Genomic DNA, 14646 nt, shown 5'->3' with positions numbered 1-14646 from the left:
AAATGGCAGAAAAAGTTGTTAACACATCCGGTAAACATAAGACCGCCGTTGCCAGAGCCGCCGTCAAAAGCGGAACGGGCATTGTCAGAATTAACAAAATTCCGCTCCCGATCTACGGAAGTTATTTGGTGAACCAAAAAATTTCAGAACCGGTCAACATTGCCGGCGAAAGCGTCATCTCAAAGCTTGACATCAGCGTGACCGTCTCAGGCGGCGGCGTTGTCGGTCAGGCCTATGCCGCCAGAACCGCAATTGCGAAAGGAATTGTTGAATTTACAAACGATGTTGCTGTCAAAGACGCCTTTGCGGAGTTTGACAGAAGCTTGCTCGTCAGCGACTCCAGACAAAAAGAACCGAAATACTTCGGTGGTCCGGGTGCCCGCGCAAGATATCAGAAATCATACAGGTAAGGAATAAATTATGATACCGGTCCGTTGTTTTTCATGCGGAAAAGTCATTTCATCCAGTTACGAGGAATTTAAAACACGCGCCGAAGCCGGCGAGGACAAAGGCCGGGTCTTAGATGACCTTGGCATTACTCGCTATTGCTGCCGGAGAATGATTTTAAGTCACATCGAAATGGTTGACGTGATTGCTCCATACCAGTAATGGAATCGTAAAGACGAGAGCACTTGAAAAATAAAACCGAAAGTCGATCAAAAAATGGTCTGGAAACGGTTTTGACAAAATCAAAACCATTTCTGTTTTTATTTTTTAGGCGGAAGCATTTAAAACAATTATTTTGGTGATGGTATGGAAATTCAAATTCAAGAGTATACGCGGTTTGAACGCGCCCGAATTGTCGGCGCACGCGCCCTTCAAATTTCAATGGGTGCGCCTGTTTTAATTCAAGATTACGAAAAGTCCGGAGCTGATCCGCTTTACATCGCTCTTGAAGAATTCAGAAGAGGCGTTGTCCCGATTACGGTCAAAAGGGAATAATATATTCATTTAATTTACATTTTATATTTTTTAATTCGTTCGGAATTAAAAAAGCACAAGGAAATTAATCAAACATTAAGGAAATTTTATTCAAACAAACAATTTCGGTGATTCAATGGAAGAAGAAAACTATTCAGCAAATATTTCGGAAGATGTGTCCGCGCCCGAACAATCCTACCTCGTCTCAATCGACGAATATTTGGCCGCCGGTGTTCACATCGGAACGCAACAGAAAACAAAAGACATGATGCGGTTTGTTTACCGTGTCAGAACCGACGGTTTATATGTTTTGGATATTCAGGCCACCGATGAAAGAATCATCGCCGCCGCCAACATGTTGTCCAAATACGACATCTCCCGCGTCTTGGTTGTTTCTTCAAGACAATACGGTCAATATCCGGCCAAGATGTTCGCCAAAACCACCGGATGCCGTTCCGCTCTCGGCCGCTTCATTCCGGGCATGCTCACCAACCCGCAAATGGACAGCTATTTTGAACCGGAAATTGTCATCGTGACCGACCCGGCCGGCGACGCCCAAGTGATCAAAGAAGCCTTTGACATCAGTGTTCCGGTGATTGCTCTTTGCGACTCGAACAACTTGGCCAAAAATGTGGACCTCGTGATTCCGACCAACAACAAAGGAAGAAAAGCCTTGTCCTTGGTTTACTGGCTCCTGGCCCGCGAAATTGCCAAAAACAAAGGCATGCCGTTTAACTATGAACTCGCGGACTTTGAAGTTCCGTTGTAAATTTGCTGAATTGTTTTTAAAAAATAAGTTGTTTTAAAATGGGCAACCGTTTCAATGAAACGGTTGCCTTTTTTTATTGAATTTTGGATTTTATTTCAATTTATTCAATTAAATCTAATTCTCTTTACCCGCTCAATTGGTAACAATTCGAACAGAATCTCCAGGTGCCAATTCATAGTAGGGGTAATATGATTGCTTTACAAGATAGAACAAGTACTGTTCGCCTTCCTTAAAGTCCCATGAGTGGGGCCAACTCTCTCTATATTGAACAATGTTATCCACCTGTCCGCCATACAACTGAATCGTTATTTCTTCAGAACTGTTTCCTTTCGCCCAACGGTCAACGGTGACGACCATTTCAGTATGTATCTCATAACGAGGCGACCATAAAGGCTCTCCCCTGTCCAGCATATCTTCAACTTCGGGTGGAATCTTTCCATCGCTTGTATTCCATACAGATGGTTTTATTTCTTTAACAGTACCATAAACGATTAATGGACACTCACTCTCCATCATTCTTTTGTTCCAATAGGCGTAGGAGATATTTGTAATATATTGGTAGGGATAAAATCTTTCAACATCTTCACCCGAAAAAATATCGTCCGGGTTGTTGATTTGGAGTTCGGCTGTTTTTGATCCGTAATCATATCTCACATAAGATTCCAAAGAAAGACAACCTGCGGCAAAAACTAAAATAAGCAATAAAACTCCAATCAATTTTTTATTTATTTTCATAATCGTACCTTCATTGCTGGTGTCTGAAAAATGTTTAAAATTTAATAATATTAAATTTTAAACAAATTTCGTAGGGTATTTAATATTTGATTTTGGTGCCGGTGCGCTTTAATTAATTCGAACTTCATCCAAACTAATTTTTTCACCATCTGCATTTATTAATATTTCTCCATTCAGAGATAGTTTTCCTCTCGGTGTTAAAATAACATAATGTGTGGGACCGATATCTTTTATTGTTCCTGTGTCTTCTCTTAGGTACAGTAATATTTTATCACCTTTTTTAAAATCTTCAGGGTTTAGGTGTTCAACATCGTTCATCTTAAATTCTCCAATGATACCCCCAAAAGAACGGATAATTATTTTTTCAGACTTCACTACGTCTCCTTTATAACACTCTTCAACTAAAAATGTCATATCTGTATAAATTCTTTCGTCTGGTTGGAGATTAAAGTAATAATAAACACACTCTTCTCCTTTCTCAGTTACTCCTTTTTCTTTGTATACTCCTTTTGGTTGCTCTCCGTCAACTGTACTCCATTTTGGGTCTGAAATTTCAATAATAGTACCATAGACAATTAAATCACTTTTTTCATTCAGTTCCTCATATGTGTAATATGGTACGCTTGCATTTGAAGTGGTTGAAAATACTGAATCTCCATTTGCAAGAGGGAAATTAGACAGTAAACCCAAACCAAGCAAGCTTATACCTATAAGAAACACTCCTATGACTAATATTTTAAAATTTGTTTTCATATTTTCCCCCTCCCGGTTACGGATAAAGTGCTTTTGCCCCATTTTTGTCATCTGATTCCAACGACCGCTTATAAATTGTTCCAGTTGGAGTTGAAGAATACATGGTGTAAAGGGAATTGCTCTGCTCATGATTCAAACCCAACGCATGTCCTAATTCATGAACCATAACACTTTCAACATCAATTGCTTTCGGCGGGCAGATTGTAGTCGTTGACCAATTGACATAGGTGTTCATGTTAATTGTTGACCCTGTTTTTTGACGTTTGGTACTAGATATCACAATCCAAGAGGTTGCGGTTTCTTGCGCCCACGTATCATTATTTGCCATTGAGGATTGTTGTATACATACGTCCAATGAATTTACCGGTGGATTATTTTTTACATAACTAAAGTTTGCACCAGCTGAACTCCACGACCCTATGGAACTGTTTACAGAGCTATCCCATGTTGATGGCAAAGTACCCGAATAGACATATACTGGTTTTTTATTCCACGAATTGGTAATGCCACTATCATCTGTCGTCTTATATGCAAATGCAGTTCCTGTCATTGAAATGATAAGAACTGCAATTAAAAGGACTACTCTTATTTTTGTTGTCATTTTTTCCTCCATACATTTTAAACCAGATTTTGAAATAATAAAAAATATTACGTAATAAATCTGGTACGACCTAACAAGCATCGTTGAGTGGCTCATTAGATAAAAATTAAACTTATTTTATAGTATTTATATATTATGTGCTTTTAAAAATTTATTTTCACAAATTTATAAAGTTTCTATAAACACTTTTCACAAATTTATAAAATTCCTATAAACACGATTGTTATAACGTGCACACTTATAAAACTCAAAAAAATAGAACAGTCAATTCCCGTAAAAAAAGAACTCAAAGGTTGCAGTCTAAAACCTTTGAGTTCTTTTCGGTTTGGAAGTCCAACATTTCAGACTTTCATGTTTTTCGGGTCGACTCGTGTCCGGTCAACCAGTTCTTGTTTTTTGCCGGCATTCCAGCCGTTCACGGATTGGAGGTATCCGGTGATTCTTGACAAGTGATCAATGTTTCCGGAGCCGCACTTCGGGCAGCATTCTTTGATTCCGGAGGCGACGTATCCTTCGTCTTTACAAACGGTGATGTCGCGCGTGAACGCAAAGTATCCGGTGTGGGTGTTTTTGGCAATGTGCATGGCCATTTCTTGCAAGCCTTGCGGGTCCGGGTTTCCTTCGCCGAGCCAGATGTGAAGGATGTTTCCGCCGTCCACAATCGGGAAGAAGGTCTGTTCCACATTGATTCTTTCGATAATGGAAATGTCGGCGCTCGGCGGAACATGCGTTCCGTTCGTGTAGTAGACCGGAAGATCTTTTCCGCTGCCATTTTCAAGTTCACGTTTGGCCAATTCGACGTCGCCGTTCATGTTGCATTCCGCTTTTTTGGCATATTCCGGGTGAAGGAGGTCGGACACCGCAAACCGCTGGGCAGTGGTTTCGGCCGGCGTTCTGGCCAGAGCAATTTCAATGCCGTTTTCTTGGGACAGCTTTTGGGCGTACATTTTCATTTCGTACATGACACGAATCGCGAATTTGTAAGAGTCTTTGGATTCATAAATCGAGTATCCTGTGTGGTACCGAACCATTTCATTGATACCGACGACGCCGATGGTGTAGACGAGACTGTCAAAATCGACCGCAATCGTTCCTTTTTCACCGGTGTTCGGGTCTTTCGGAGTCATGGCGGCAAACGGAATCCGGTTGCAGTCAAGCAAGTGGTCCATCCATTTCTTTTTGACGCGGAAGACCTCAATGGATTTACTCATCAGGTATTTGAGTTCCTCAAAGAGCTTTTCGTCGTCGTGCTCAGCTTTGTAAGCGGCGCGCGGGCAGTTGAGGGACATGACCATCCAGGATCCCATGGAGAAGTGCTTTCCATCCCGGAAATAGAGTTTGTCATCAAATTGTGTGTCATCGGTCGGGTTGGCGGAGAATTGGTAGGCACAGCACTGGTAACAGCTGATTCCTTCGCCGGCGCCGCGGTATTCCGGAATTTGGTTGTCAAAGTACGGGGTTCCGAACTTGGCGGCCAATTCGAACGTCAAGCGGTAGAGGTCGTTGTAAGACAAAACGTCCGGGTTGGCTTTGTTGAATTCGACGTCTTCTTCCATGAAATCGGGTTCAATGGAGATTTCGGGTTTCGGGAAGCTGAACGGTTTTCCCCAAGCGTCTCCTTTGAGCATGACGACCATGAGCGCACGGAATGCTTTTCGGACTTCTTTTTCAAGTTCGCCGTAGACCCAGCGCTTGGTGCCCTGCTCGCCATCCCAAACTTTTCCCATGGCAACGACCGGTTTGTTTTTCCAGAGCTTTGGAACGCCCGGAGACAACTGAACGGACGAGAACACCGTCTGTCCGCCGCGGGCGCACATCATTTGCATCATTTCGTAGACGAACATCTGCATGAGCTGTTCGAGCTCTTTATCGGTTTTTCCGACGAAGTAAGGCGCCATGAAGGTGAGGAAGTTATAGAATCCCTGGCCGCCGGCAAAGTTGGTTTGGGCGGACCCCATCACTTTAACGGCATGGAGAACGGCCACTTCGGCGTTCATGGCCGGACCGGCAACACTGGATTGGACGCCGACGCCGTCGGGCATGAGTCCGTAGTAGAAGAAATACCGGAGATCCCAGTCCTGACAGAACGGGCGGGTTCCGAAGTACTCCAAATCGTGAATGTGGAAGTCGCCGTTTAAGTGAAGGTCGGCCAGGTTTCCGGGCATTAAGAGCAGGTTTTGTTCCTTGGACATTTTGTCGGCTTTCTTTTTGTGAGACGTTTCGGCGTTGTCCAGTTGGTTGGCGTTGTCGTGGGACTCAAATCCGAGGCCGGAGTCGATTTCACAGGAGTCGTAGACGGACGCGCCGACTCTGGTCATAATATTACGCCATTCGGTGTGGCCGCGTTCCAAAAGGACACAGTTGACGATTTCACGAACCAAGGGTCCGGAGAGAAATTTCAAATTCATTTTTCGAATGCGGGCTTCAGCGTCTTTGGCGATTTCGACGGCTTCGTCGCGGGTGATTCCGGGAACACCGTAAAAGCGGTCGGCCAGCTGGGTTTCTTTCATGAGTTGCTTGACGATTTCATTTCTGTCCCAGTCAAGCATGTATCCGCTGGTTGTCCGGACTTTCGGCATGGTGGAAATCGTGCTTCCATCAAGCGTTTGCTGGACTTGCTTTGGAAATCCCTTCTCCGGGTTGTTGAGTTCGGTTGACATTTTTTTCCTCTTTTTATTTATTTAAATTATATTTTGATATTGCGCGTGATTAGAGTAAAGATTGAATTTGTTTGTCGTTGACATCGCTTCCGGTGAAGATGTCTTTGTAGGTCAAAAATTTGTTTCCGACTTGAAGAACCGGCGCCACGTTTGTAAAAATGTTGTTCATGGCCAGTTCCGTGAGAGCATCCGGTGTTCCCATATTCATTTCCTCGAAGGGGACATTTTTCTCATTCAGATATTTTTTGAGAATTTTACATTTCGGGCAAACGTCTGTTGTGTAAATGACCACTTTTGTCATGTGAAATCTTCCTGTATGTATAATTATAATCGGTGTGTGGAGTGAAGGTGATGGATGAAATTGCCGTTTGGAATGTTTTGGAATTGTGTTTGTTGTGAAAGAGCGTCCGGTTCGGACAATGGCGAAAGATCTTCTTTTATGTCGGGATCTTATTGGAGTGGATCTTTTGATGAATTCGGCAATTTCATCGGGCTGAATTTGCTTCGTAAGGTAAAACGTAGTAATCTGTTTGTCGTTTAATAAACTTTATTCGTATCACGTTTGTATTCAAATCTAAAACCGCAAATGGTAACCCTTCTATCTTTGTATACAAACAAAGTCGTTAGTTTATATACTTTAATTCATCTGTCTTATGGTTATATTGGTAAACAACTTGTTCATAAACTCTATTGACAATCATTTCTGATAAAAATCATTTTATATTTTTGAAGTTGTATAAACATCGGTAAATATTTTCTGATTTTAATTATTTCCAAATATTTTTATGAGTTTTATTTTTCTGTTTGTTTTTTCTTATTTTTCTTTTATCTTTTTTCTTTTGTCCAATTTTTTGAGTCGCCGCATCTTCTGTTCTTAAACAGTCTTCAGATCATCTTTTTTCTTTTTGGACTATTTTAACCGGTTTAAATCGATTAATCGGATGTTCTGTTGATTGAGTCTGTTCCTTTTGCAGTCTCGTTTTCCATTGGCGTGGAACGCCAATGGAAAAGGAAAGATAATCGTTGGGATGAGGGTTGCATACTGTGGAAACAGTGGGTGCAAACTGCAGATGAAAACAGTAGGTGCAAACTGTAACTGAAAACAGTAGGTGCAAACTGTAACTGGAAACAGCAGATGCAAACTTTAACTGGAAACAGCAGATGCAAACTGTAACTGGAAACAGTGGGTGCAAATTGTAACTGAAAACAGCAGGTCCAATTTTGAGTTGAAAATTAAAAATACAGGGATAATTTTTGATTGAAATGAAAATGTGTCGCTATAACGCACGCGCCGACGCTGCAAAAAATTAAAAATATTCTGTCACAAAATGTTGTAACAATCAATCAACAGGTGTCGTTTTTCCATCCTTCGACAAAACCACCACTCGGCTGGCTTCGGATTCGCCGGCGAATTTGTATCCGGCTGCGGCGGCGATTTCTTCGGCGAACGCTTTGACTTCTTCTTGTTCGGCCATGTTGGAACGGGACAATCTCAGTCTTGAAAATCCGACGTGCATGTACGATTTCACTTCTACAAAATCCGGGTCGGCGCGTTTGATAAGTTTTGCAAATCCTTCCGGATCTGTCATGTTATGGCCTTTCACGACCGTAATCCGAACGGCGGTTCGGACGCCGGCCTTTTTCTTTTCTTGAAGAACGTCCAGCGATTCCATCACTTTGTTCCAAAGGGCCGGCGATTTCGGACGGCAGACTTTGTTGTACGTATCTTCCGTCGTTGCGTCCAGGCTCATGTAAAGCTGGGACGGAAAAATCTTTTTGATCATGGCGGGATTTGTGCCGTTGGTGACAACAAACGTGGTCATGCCTTTTTTTTCAAACTCTTGGATGAGTTCCGGCAAATGCGGATAAAAGGTCGGCTCGCCGGAGAGTGAAATCGCGACATTACTCGGCGTTTTGGCTTCTTCGTAGTTTTCAGGAACAGCATTTGGGGAGCCGCCAAAGCCGGTAATCAATTTTTTTTGAGCTTTAAGGCATTCGGAAACGATAAGTTCCGGAAAATCCCATTCCTCCGGCGCGGGCGCTGAAACTTCTGTCGGCCGCCAACAAAAAATACATTCCTGATTGCAAAGAAGCGTCGGCGTCATTTGAAGACAACGGTGAGAAACGACGCCGTAAAAAGAAGATTTGTAACAAACGCCGGTCCCATTCATGGAATTTTTAAGCCAGGCGCAGGTTTTGACAGCGCAGTGCCGGCCGGCTTTGGCATATCCTTGGCGACGCATGAGCTCGTCCATGGAAATTTCTTCCAAAGAATAACTGAAGTTGATTTTTTCGGGATTTTCCATTATTTCCACCAAAAATGAAAAAATAAGAATGAAATGGCTGTGAATAAAGTGAAATCAAAAATTGAATGACGGTATCGGTCAAACAATCAAATAACGGTTTGCACCGGCCCCTTTTGAAGCTTCGACACCGATAATTCCGGCAATTTCAAGACCTTCGCCGCCAAGGTTGGCCAATTTGGAATACAATTCTTCTTTGGAAATGTATTTCTCATTTCGGGTCCCGTCTTCCATTTGGATTTTAATTGAGATTTCACTTTTAATCGAACTTTTTCGGATACATTCGTGAACGATTGAACCGTATTGCCCGGCAATTACTTTCATACAATCGAAAATCAAATTGTTGAGAATGGCATCGTCTTCATCAATGAAGATTTCCTTGAGTTCGAAGGAGGCCACATTCTTTTTAATATAATCCGTGATTTTTTCCGGAATTTTTTGAAGCTCGGCTTCCTCAATCAGCGCTGACAAATCGGTGTCGGCGGTAATGTCTTGACCGTCATCGAAAATAGAAAAGTTGCCATTTTTGCGGATAATCTTGATGATTTTTTTCTTGTTTTCCAGTTCCAAAAGGAAATTGTACGGGTCGTCGTACTGAATGTTTTGGACGAAATAATCTGATAAACTGCTGACGCGCGGCTTGCTTTCTTTCATGAAAAGACCGGTTTTGGCCATGTGCGGAACATTTAATTTTCCGAGCAGTTTTTGAACTGTCAGCCGGTCGTCATTGAAATGGAGTTGATAATTGTACTGAAGGCCGGAAATATATCCGAAAAACATTCCGGACAAACCGTTTTGTTCTTGCGTTATCACATAAGCGCGTTTAGCGCCGTAGACGCTGGATACCAAAAACGGGCTGAGCGTTTTTAAGATTTCGATTTCTTTGCTTTTGATCAAAACGGCGGATTCCTTTTTGATTTGGTTGGTTTCAAATTCCAAAGATTCCCGGGATTTTCGAATATTTTTGTCGCAAACATCAATGATTTCGGAAACGCACGGTTTTAAAATTTCGAGTTCTTCGCTGCCCTCGTTGAGCGGAAGCGCGTGAAGCAGGTCGTCGCGGAATTTACTTAAAATCATTAATTTCCGGTTCATGTGGGTGATGTTTTCCTTATCTTCGTCCTTCCTTTCAATGATCGAATTTTCAAGAGGCAGAACCTTTCCAAGGCATTCCACATAATTTTTTAAATCCTGAATAAAATCTCGTTGAATCGGAAGCTCTGTTCCGTCCTGATAAGTGTAAATCATAAACGCACCCGGTGATTTGATAACTGCGATAAGAATAACAACAATAATGAATGGATTAGTAAATGAAATAAAGTTTAATGTTTATAATCGTTTCAGGGATATAAGAATTTTCAAGGCTTATTCTTTTGTCATTTTAGCTTGTTTTTCTTTTCAATTTTGTTGATTTATTATATTTTTCACTTTTCTTATTTCAATTCCTGTCACTCTATTCTGTTACAAGTTCGCCATTGTTGTTGAAATGAGCCTGCTAAATATGCATTATTCAATCCGGAGAATGATTTATTGAAAATCGAAAGTGCAGTCAACACGTTGCGCAGCTGTCCGACAGAAGCAATAGTGGAAAGAAAAGAAAACGAAGGAAAAGAAAACGAAGGAAAAGAAACGAAGGAAAAGAAATGAAAGAAAAGAAATGAAAGAAAAGAAATGAAAGAAAAAAAATGAAAAAAGAAAGAATAAAAAAGAAAAAATAATTGAACGAGAAAATCTCATCCAATCACCACGTTGTCATAATATTTCGTGACGTTACATCAGGACAGCCCGCACCGGGTCCAAAATTTCGTTGAGGTATTTGGTGGCGGCGGCTTTCAAATCCATCGGGTGAATTTTTTCAGCGGCGAAGGCTTCTTTGAGTTCGTCGTAAGAATTGTAAGTGGAGTTTCCGCCGAACTTTTCAGGTTTCTCAATCACGATCTGACCATATCTCGGGCAGATGTGGTATTTGAAAAGTTCCAAAATCGGGTTCTGTTCAACATCGCCTTGCTTACAGTAAGCTTTTTTCAATTTCTTTTCAATATCTTCAGCGGTGTCGTCGATGGAAATAAAATTGTCATTGGATGACGACATTTTGTTGCCGTCAAATCCCAAAAGAATGGGCGTGTGAATGCAGACCGGTGTTTTAAATCCCAAATCCTTGAGATGCTCGCGGGCCAGCATGTGAATTTTTCGCTGGTCCGTTCCGCCGACGGCGATGTCGACATCCAAAAGCGCAATGTCAAGTGATTGCATAATCGGGTAAATGAGTTGCGATACCATCGGGTTGTCCATGGCGCGGCCGACTTCATCCATGCTGCGGGTGGCACGGTTTAAGGTGACCGAGCGTGACATTTGAATGACGTTGAGCATATATTCGTGTCCCAACTGGTAATCGGAACCGTAAACGAAGCGTGTATTTTCTTCTTTAAGACCAAGCGCGATAAAACAGCGTTTGTTGTAATCGGCGATTTTCTTGACTTGCTCAAATGTTCCCTTTTTGTTCAAATAAGCGTGGACATCCGCCAGCAGAACTGTGATTTGACAGCCGGCTTTTTGAAGGTCAAGGAGTTTGTTGACGGTCAGCACGTGTCCTAAGTGGATTTTACCGCTCGGCTCGTAGCCGACATAGGCTTTTGGCGCGGGATTTTTCTTAAATAGTTCAACCATTTCTTCTTCGGTGACGACTTCGTCAATATTTCGTTTGATGAGTTCCATCTTTTCAGATTCGGATAACATAAAAGGGCTCCAAAATTTATTTTTGCGTTTGTTTGAAGATGAAAACATAACTGACCGTTAGAATATAAATTTTGCTCAAAAACAGAGGCGGCTTTTGAATTTTTGAAAGCGAAAAATAGGGACGGATCCTTTTAAAATATATACAAAATGTGTTGCAATAACGCGCGCGGTGCCGCCGGTGAAAGATGAAAAAAAGGAAAATAAGAAAAAAAAGGAAAAATGTTACATTTGGGCCAACATTTTTCCGAATTCTTTACATTTGTTGATGTCGTCTCCGACCGGTTCTAAGTTTACAATCAACCCGTCATTTAAAAGATTGGCGCCGGCCGCTTTCACATCTTTTGACCATTGACGCATCCATTCACCATCTCCCCAGTCATAAGATCCGAAAAGGCCAACTTTTTTGCCTTTCAAAGTTCCCATGACGGATTTCATAAACGGCTCAAATTCGTCTTCTTCCAAAATCTCATCGCCCATAGCGGGACATCCGAACGCGGCAACATCGGCTTTTTCAACATCGGACATATTTGCGGCAGAAACTTCTTTCAGGGTGACGGCAGCGCCGGCAGCTGCGGCGCCTTCTTTAATTAAATTAGCCATCGTTTCCGTATTTCCGGTTCCGCTCCAGTAGACAATCAGCATATTCATGAATTTCACATCCTTTAATATTCAAATCCAATATCCGAATTCAAATATATATGAATTTCGTTTATGCGAATTTAATTCGTTATTACGAATCAATAGATGCTAAATTATAATTATGAAGTTGAAAAATGAAAGGAGCTCAAAAAGAATTGAAAATTTAAAAATTCAATCAAAAAAATAACCGTAAAAATAAAAAAGAGATGTGTCAACAGCATGACACAATTTTAAAATCAGACAGACCGTTATTCATCGGATTTTTTTTGGAATTTGCGGATAACGTCTCGAATTAAAACAATGTCGGCCGCTGTTACAACCCAGCGATACGGAATAATGACGCCTTCGCCGGCCACATCAAAAACGTCTGTGTTGACTTGGTTGGCAATAAGTCCCGAGACGGATTGGCTTTCGACGTCAATGATTAAATCAACAACTTTTCCGACATAAATACCGGTGACGGTATAAATGTCCAAACCAAAAAGTGAAGTAATTTCTGTTCGCATGTTCTCGCCTTTGAATTGGAATTTGGAAGTAAGAGGGTGTGTATCGGATTTGTAATTATGGAATAGACTACTTGATAATCTGATTGTATAACATAATACTGAAATGTAATATAAATTATTTGTTTGAAATTCAATTTATTCATGAATTATTTCAATTTCATTTATATTTGATTCGGATATTATTTTTGTTTTATTTTATTCGTCTTCAATTTTGAATTGAACGGTTGTAAACATTGGTCCGCGAACATCGATTTTCTTTTTGGTTCCGGTAATATACCTTTGTCCAAGGTCGGTCAATTTTAAATTGACTTCGGAAAGCATTTTGATCATGCGAGCCCGGGTTTCGTGTTCGGATTGTCCCGACAAAACTGCCTCTTCAGCTTCCGCCGCTGCTTCTGCCGCAAACGCACCGATAAACGTTATTTCGGTTCTTGCGGAATGGTTTTCCAAAGCTTTTTGCCATTTTTTATCGTTGGGAATTCCGAGAATATCGCCGTTATAAGCCACAATTTCGTTAAAGGCGGCGGGTCCGCACAGGTTGGTGTCCGGTTCGGGTTCCACCAATCTGACGGTGACTTTTTTGCCGTTCAGTTGTCCGGACCAAATTTCAAATTCGCATGGGCTTGGAGTTTTGCCGTACTTTTTGCAGCCGTCGACAATCGCGTCCGCAATTTCCCGTCCGGCATCGGTGGCCGGCATTTTGACGAGTTTGACTTGGCGCGCGAGATTTGAATCCGACATTTCCCAGTCACCGTATTGTGAAAATTGAGGATAGGACATAGAGCGCATGTCTTTGGCGTCATGCACAATCATAGCCAGGCGCTCAACACCGAGACCAAGATTCATCACCGGCATCGGGATGTTGTATTCCGAGAGCGCGCAGGGGGAATAAATGCCGAATGTGGCGACTTCAATCCAGCCGTCTTTGTATTTGGTATTGCCGCCGTCGAGTTTCGGGTGGTAAGCATAAACTTCAATTTGCGTATCGGGCGCATAGTATTTGCTGCGCTTCGTATCCGGTTTGAACATGAATTTTTGGAAACCGAATTGGGAAAGGATGCCTTCGGCAACGGCTTTTCCGTGGTCTATTGTCACGTTTTCGTCCATGATCACGCAGGAGGCGGAATAATAGGTCATTAAGCGGGACGCGTCTTCCTGTTGTTCGCGGCGGAAGCAGCGGTCGATGGAGAAGAGAGAAAACGGCGGCTCGTTTCGTTCGAGGAGTTCGGAAAGGGAAATAAACCAGCCGCTGGTCATGTGGCTGCGCAGGGTTTTTGTGGTTCCTTCGGGTTTGAGTTCCTTAAATTCCGGGAAAACTTTGTCAATGACATCGACGACAAGTGCGTCTTCGACGCCAAGCTGTTCGGACAGTTCAAATACCAAGTCGTCGCCTTCAATCGTTCCTTTTTTGTACATGTGAAGAACTTTCCGGATTTTTTCAATGCCGTCGTCATCGGTTCCGGGTAAAATGTCGCGAATCATCCGGATGCGCTCATCGGAAATGCCGACGTTGGGACGGGGCAGTCCCGCCAAATAGAAACAGCGGTCCAGAACAGCCAGCGCTTCTTCGCCGAATTGTTTGTGCACATCTTTTTCGTCAACGATGAGCGGGTTCATCATTTCGATAAATCCCATTCTCATGTACGCTTCCCGGAGGCGTTGAATCGTATCATAAACCGGATGCGGCTTTCCAAAACCCAATTGGAGGCGCGGATATTCTTCTTCAAGAGGCGCTTTTTTGATGTATTTTTTTGTCTCGTTCCACGCTTTTTCGAAATGGTCGTTTTTTTCCTCGCGAACGGTTTTCGGGTCAAATCTCATAATTTTCCTCATCAAAGTTATCTTTCAAAATAAAAATTCAAATTGACTCTTAAAATCATCTTTTCATTATTAATCTTTGTCACAAAAAATTCCTACGCTTCGCTTCGGAATTTTTCAAAGGGCGGGGAGTCTATTTCCAAAGAGTTCGCTGCGCGAACGGCTCCGCTTAAAAATTCCTACGCTTTGCTTCGGAATTTTTCAA

15 protein-coding genes are annotated in these 14646 nt (G+C 42.2%); 4 read left to right on the top strand and 11 right to left on the bottom strand.

All coding sequences use genetic code 11. From position 1 onward, the window contains the following. Positions 1-2: 2 nt before the first annotated feature. The 4 genes from MsAc7_RS05195 to rpsB all read left to right on the top strand — a co-directional run bounded on the left by MsAc7_RS05195 (position 3) and on the right by rpsB (position 1690). Positions 3-410 carry a 30S ribosomal protein S9 gene (locus MsAc7_RS05195; RefSeq protein ID WP_338101867.1) on the top strand — a complete coding sequence of 136 codons (408 nt, stop codon included), beginning with the start codon at positions 3-5 and terminating at the stop codon, positions 408-410. Between the two features lie 10 nt (positions 411-420). After that, the gene (locus MsAc7_RS05190; RefSeq protein ID WP_338101866.1) at positions 421-609 is read left to right on the top strand and encodes a DNA-directed RNA polymerase subunit N; all 189 of its coding nucleotides are present in this window, start codon (positions 421-423) and stop codon (positions 607-609) included. A gap of 144 nt (positions 610-753) precedes the next feature. Beyond that, on the top strand, positions 754-942 hold the full coding sequence (locus MsAc7_RS05185) for a DNA-directed RNA polymerase subunit K (protein ID WP_420847448.1): 189 nt from the start codon (positions 754-756) through the stop codon (positions 940-942). A 115-nt stretch (positions 943-1057) separates the two neighbouring features. Next, on the top strand, positions 1058-1690 hold the full coding sequence (gene rpsB / locus MsAc7_RS05180; protein WP_338101865.1) for a 30S ribosomal protein S2: 633 nt from the start codon (positions 1058-1060) through the stop codon (positions 1688-1690). A 132-nt stretch (positions 1691-1822) separates the two neighbouring features. Here the strand turns inward: rpsB and MsAc7_RS05175 are convergent, their stop codons facing one another. The 11 genes from MsAc7_RS05175 to sepS all read right to left on the bottom strand — a co-directional run bounded on the left by MsAc7_RS05175 (position 1823) and on the right by sepS (position 14444). Next, the gene (locus MsAc7_RS05175) at positions 1823-2425 is read right to left on the bottom strand and encodes a hypothetical protein (RefSeq protein ID WP_338101864.1); all 603 of its coding nucleotides are present in this window, start codon (positions 2423-2425) and stop codon (positions 1823-1825) included. Positions 2426-2533: 108 nt separating this feature from the next. Then, positions 2534-3220 (bottom strand): hypothetical protein, encoded by a 687-nt coding sequence (locus MsAc7_RS05170; RefSeq protein ID WP_338101863.1) that lies wholly within the window; start codon positions 3218-3220, stop codon positions 2534-2536. Then, positions 3195-3779: a matrixin family metalloprotease gene (locus MsAc7_RS05165; protein WP_338101862.1), complete on the bottom strand. Its 585-nt coding sequence runs from the start codon at positions 3777-3779 to the stop codon at positions 3195-3197. Before MsAc7_RS05165 ends, MsAc7_RS05170 begins: the two co-directional genes overlap by 26 nt. A 341-nt stretch (positions 3780-4120) precedes the next feature. Then, a complete protein-coding gene (gene nrdD / locus MsAc7_RS05160; RefSeq protein WP_338101861.1) occupies positions 4121-6439 on the bottom strand; it encodes an anaerobic ribonucleoside-triphosphate reductase in 2319 nt (772 codons plus the stop codon). 49 nt (positions 6440-6488) lie between these two features. Beyond that, positions 6489-6740 (bottom strand): glutaredoxin family protein, encoded by a 252-nt coding sequence (locus MsAc7_RS05155; protein WP_338101860.1) that lies wholly within the window; start codon positions 6738-6740, stop codon positions 6489-6491. A gap of 1039 nt (positions 6741-7779) precedes the next feature. Continuing rightward, positions 7780-8745 carry a 4-demethylwyosine synthase TYW1 gene (gene twy1 / locus MsAc7_RS05150; protein WP_338101859.1) on the bottom strand — a complete coding sequence of 322 codons (966 nt, stop codon included), beginning with the start codon at positions 8743-8745 and terminating at the stop codon, positions 7780-7782. Between the two features lie 78 nt (positions 8746-8823). Next, a complete protein-coding gene (locus MsAc7_RS05145; RefSeq protein WP_338101858.1) occupies positions 8824-9990 on the bottom strand; it encodes a chromosome segregation ATPase in 1167 nt (388 codons plus the stop codon). A gap of 522 nt (positions 9991-10512) precedes the next feature. Further along, entirely contained in the window at positions 10513-11478 is a 966-nt protein-coding gene (locus MsAc7_RS05140) for a tyrosine--tRNA ligase (RefSeq protein WP_338101857.1), read from the bottom strand. 222 nt (positions 11479-11700) lie between these two features. Next, on the bottom strand, positions 11701-12126 hold the full coding sequence (locus tag MsAc7_RS05135; protein ID WP_338101856.1) for a flavodoxin: 426 nt from the start codon (positions 12124-12126) through the stop codon (positions 11701-11703). A 239-nt stretch (positions 12127-12365) separates the two neighbouring features. Beyond that, a complete protein-coding gene (locus MsAc7_RS05130) occupies positions 12366-12623 on the bottom strand; it encodes a PRC-barrel domain-containing protein (RefSeq protein WP_338101855.1) in 258 nt (85 codons plus the stop codon). Positions 12624-12818: 195 nt separating this feature from the next. Further along, positions 12819-14444, bottom strand: coding sequence for an O-phosphoserine--tRNA ligase (gene sepS / locus MsAc7_RS05125; RefSeq protein WP_338101854.1), 1626 nt, complete (start codon positions 14442-14444; stop codon positions 12819-12821). Positions 14445-14646: the final 202 nt, after the last annotated feature.

It is taken from the genome of Methanolapillus millepedarum (assembly GCF_032594115.1).
In the GTDB taxonomy this organism is placed as follows: Archaea; Halobacteriota; Methanosarcinia; order Methanosarcinales; family Methanosarcinaceae; genus Methanolapillus; species Methanolapillus millepedarum.
This window is presented reverse-complemented; position numbering and strand designations above follow the sequence as displayed.

Coding starts and splice junctions, on each gene's coding strand:
- nrdD (WP_338101861.1), bottom strand. CDS start 6,439: ATGTCAACCGAACTCAACAACCCGGAGAAGGGATTTCCAAAGCAAGTC.
- MsAc7_RS05165 (WP_338101862.1), bottom strand. CDS start 3,779: ATGACAACAAAAATAAGAGTAGTCCTTTTAATTGCAGTTCTTATCATT.
- MsAc7_RS05155 (WP_338101860.1), bottom strand. CDS start 6,740: ATGACAAAAGTGGTCATTTACACAACAGACGTTTGCCCGAAATGTAAA.
- sepS (WP_338101854.1), bottom strand. CDS start 14,444: ATGAGATTTGACCCGAAAACCGTTCGCGAGGAAAAAAACGACCATTTC.
- MsAc7_RS05145 (WP_338101858.1), bottom strand. CDS start 9,990: ATGATTTACACTTATCAGGACGGAACAGAGCTTCCGATTCAACGAGAT.
- MsAc7_RS05190 (WP_338101866.1), top strand. CDS start 421: ATGATACCGGTCCGTTGTTTTTCATGCGGAAAAGTCATTTCATCCAGT.
- MsAc7_RS05170 (WP_338101863.1), bottom strand. CDS start 3,220: ATGGGGCAAAAGCACTTTATCCGTAACCGGGAGGGGGAAAATATGAAA.
- MsAc7_RS05195 (WP_338101867.1), top strand. CDS start 3: ATGGCAGAAAAAGTTGTTAACACATCCGGTAAACATAAGACCGCCGTT.
- MsAc7_RS05185 (WP_420847448.1), top strand. CDS start 754: ATGGAAATTCAAATTCAAGAGTATACGCGGTTTGAACGCGCCCGAATT.
- MsAc7_RS05130 (WP_338101855.1), bottom strand. CDS start 12,623: ATGCGAACAGAAATTACTTCACTTTTTGGTTTGGACATTTATACCGTC.
- rpsB (WP_338101865.1), top strand. CDS start 1,058: ATGGAAGAAGAAAACTATTCAGCAAATATTTCGGAAGATGTGTCCGCG.
- twy1 (WP_338101859.1), bottom strand. CDS start 8,745: ATGGAAAATCCCGAAAAAATCAACTTCAGTTATTCTTTGGAAGAAATT.
- MsAc7_RS05140 (WP_338101857.1), bottom strand. CDS start 11,478: ATGTTATCCGAATCTGAAAAGATGGAACTCATCAAACGAAATATTGAC.
- MsAc7_RS05175 (WP_338101864.1), bottom strand. CDS start 2,425: ATGAAAATAAATAAAAAATTGATTGGAGTTTTATTGCTTATTTTAGTT.
- MsAc7_RS05135 (WP_338101856.1), bottom strand. CDS start 12,126: ATGAATATGCTGATTGTCTACTGGAGCGGAACCGGAAATACGGAAACG.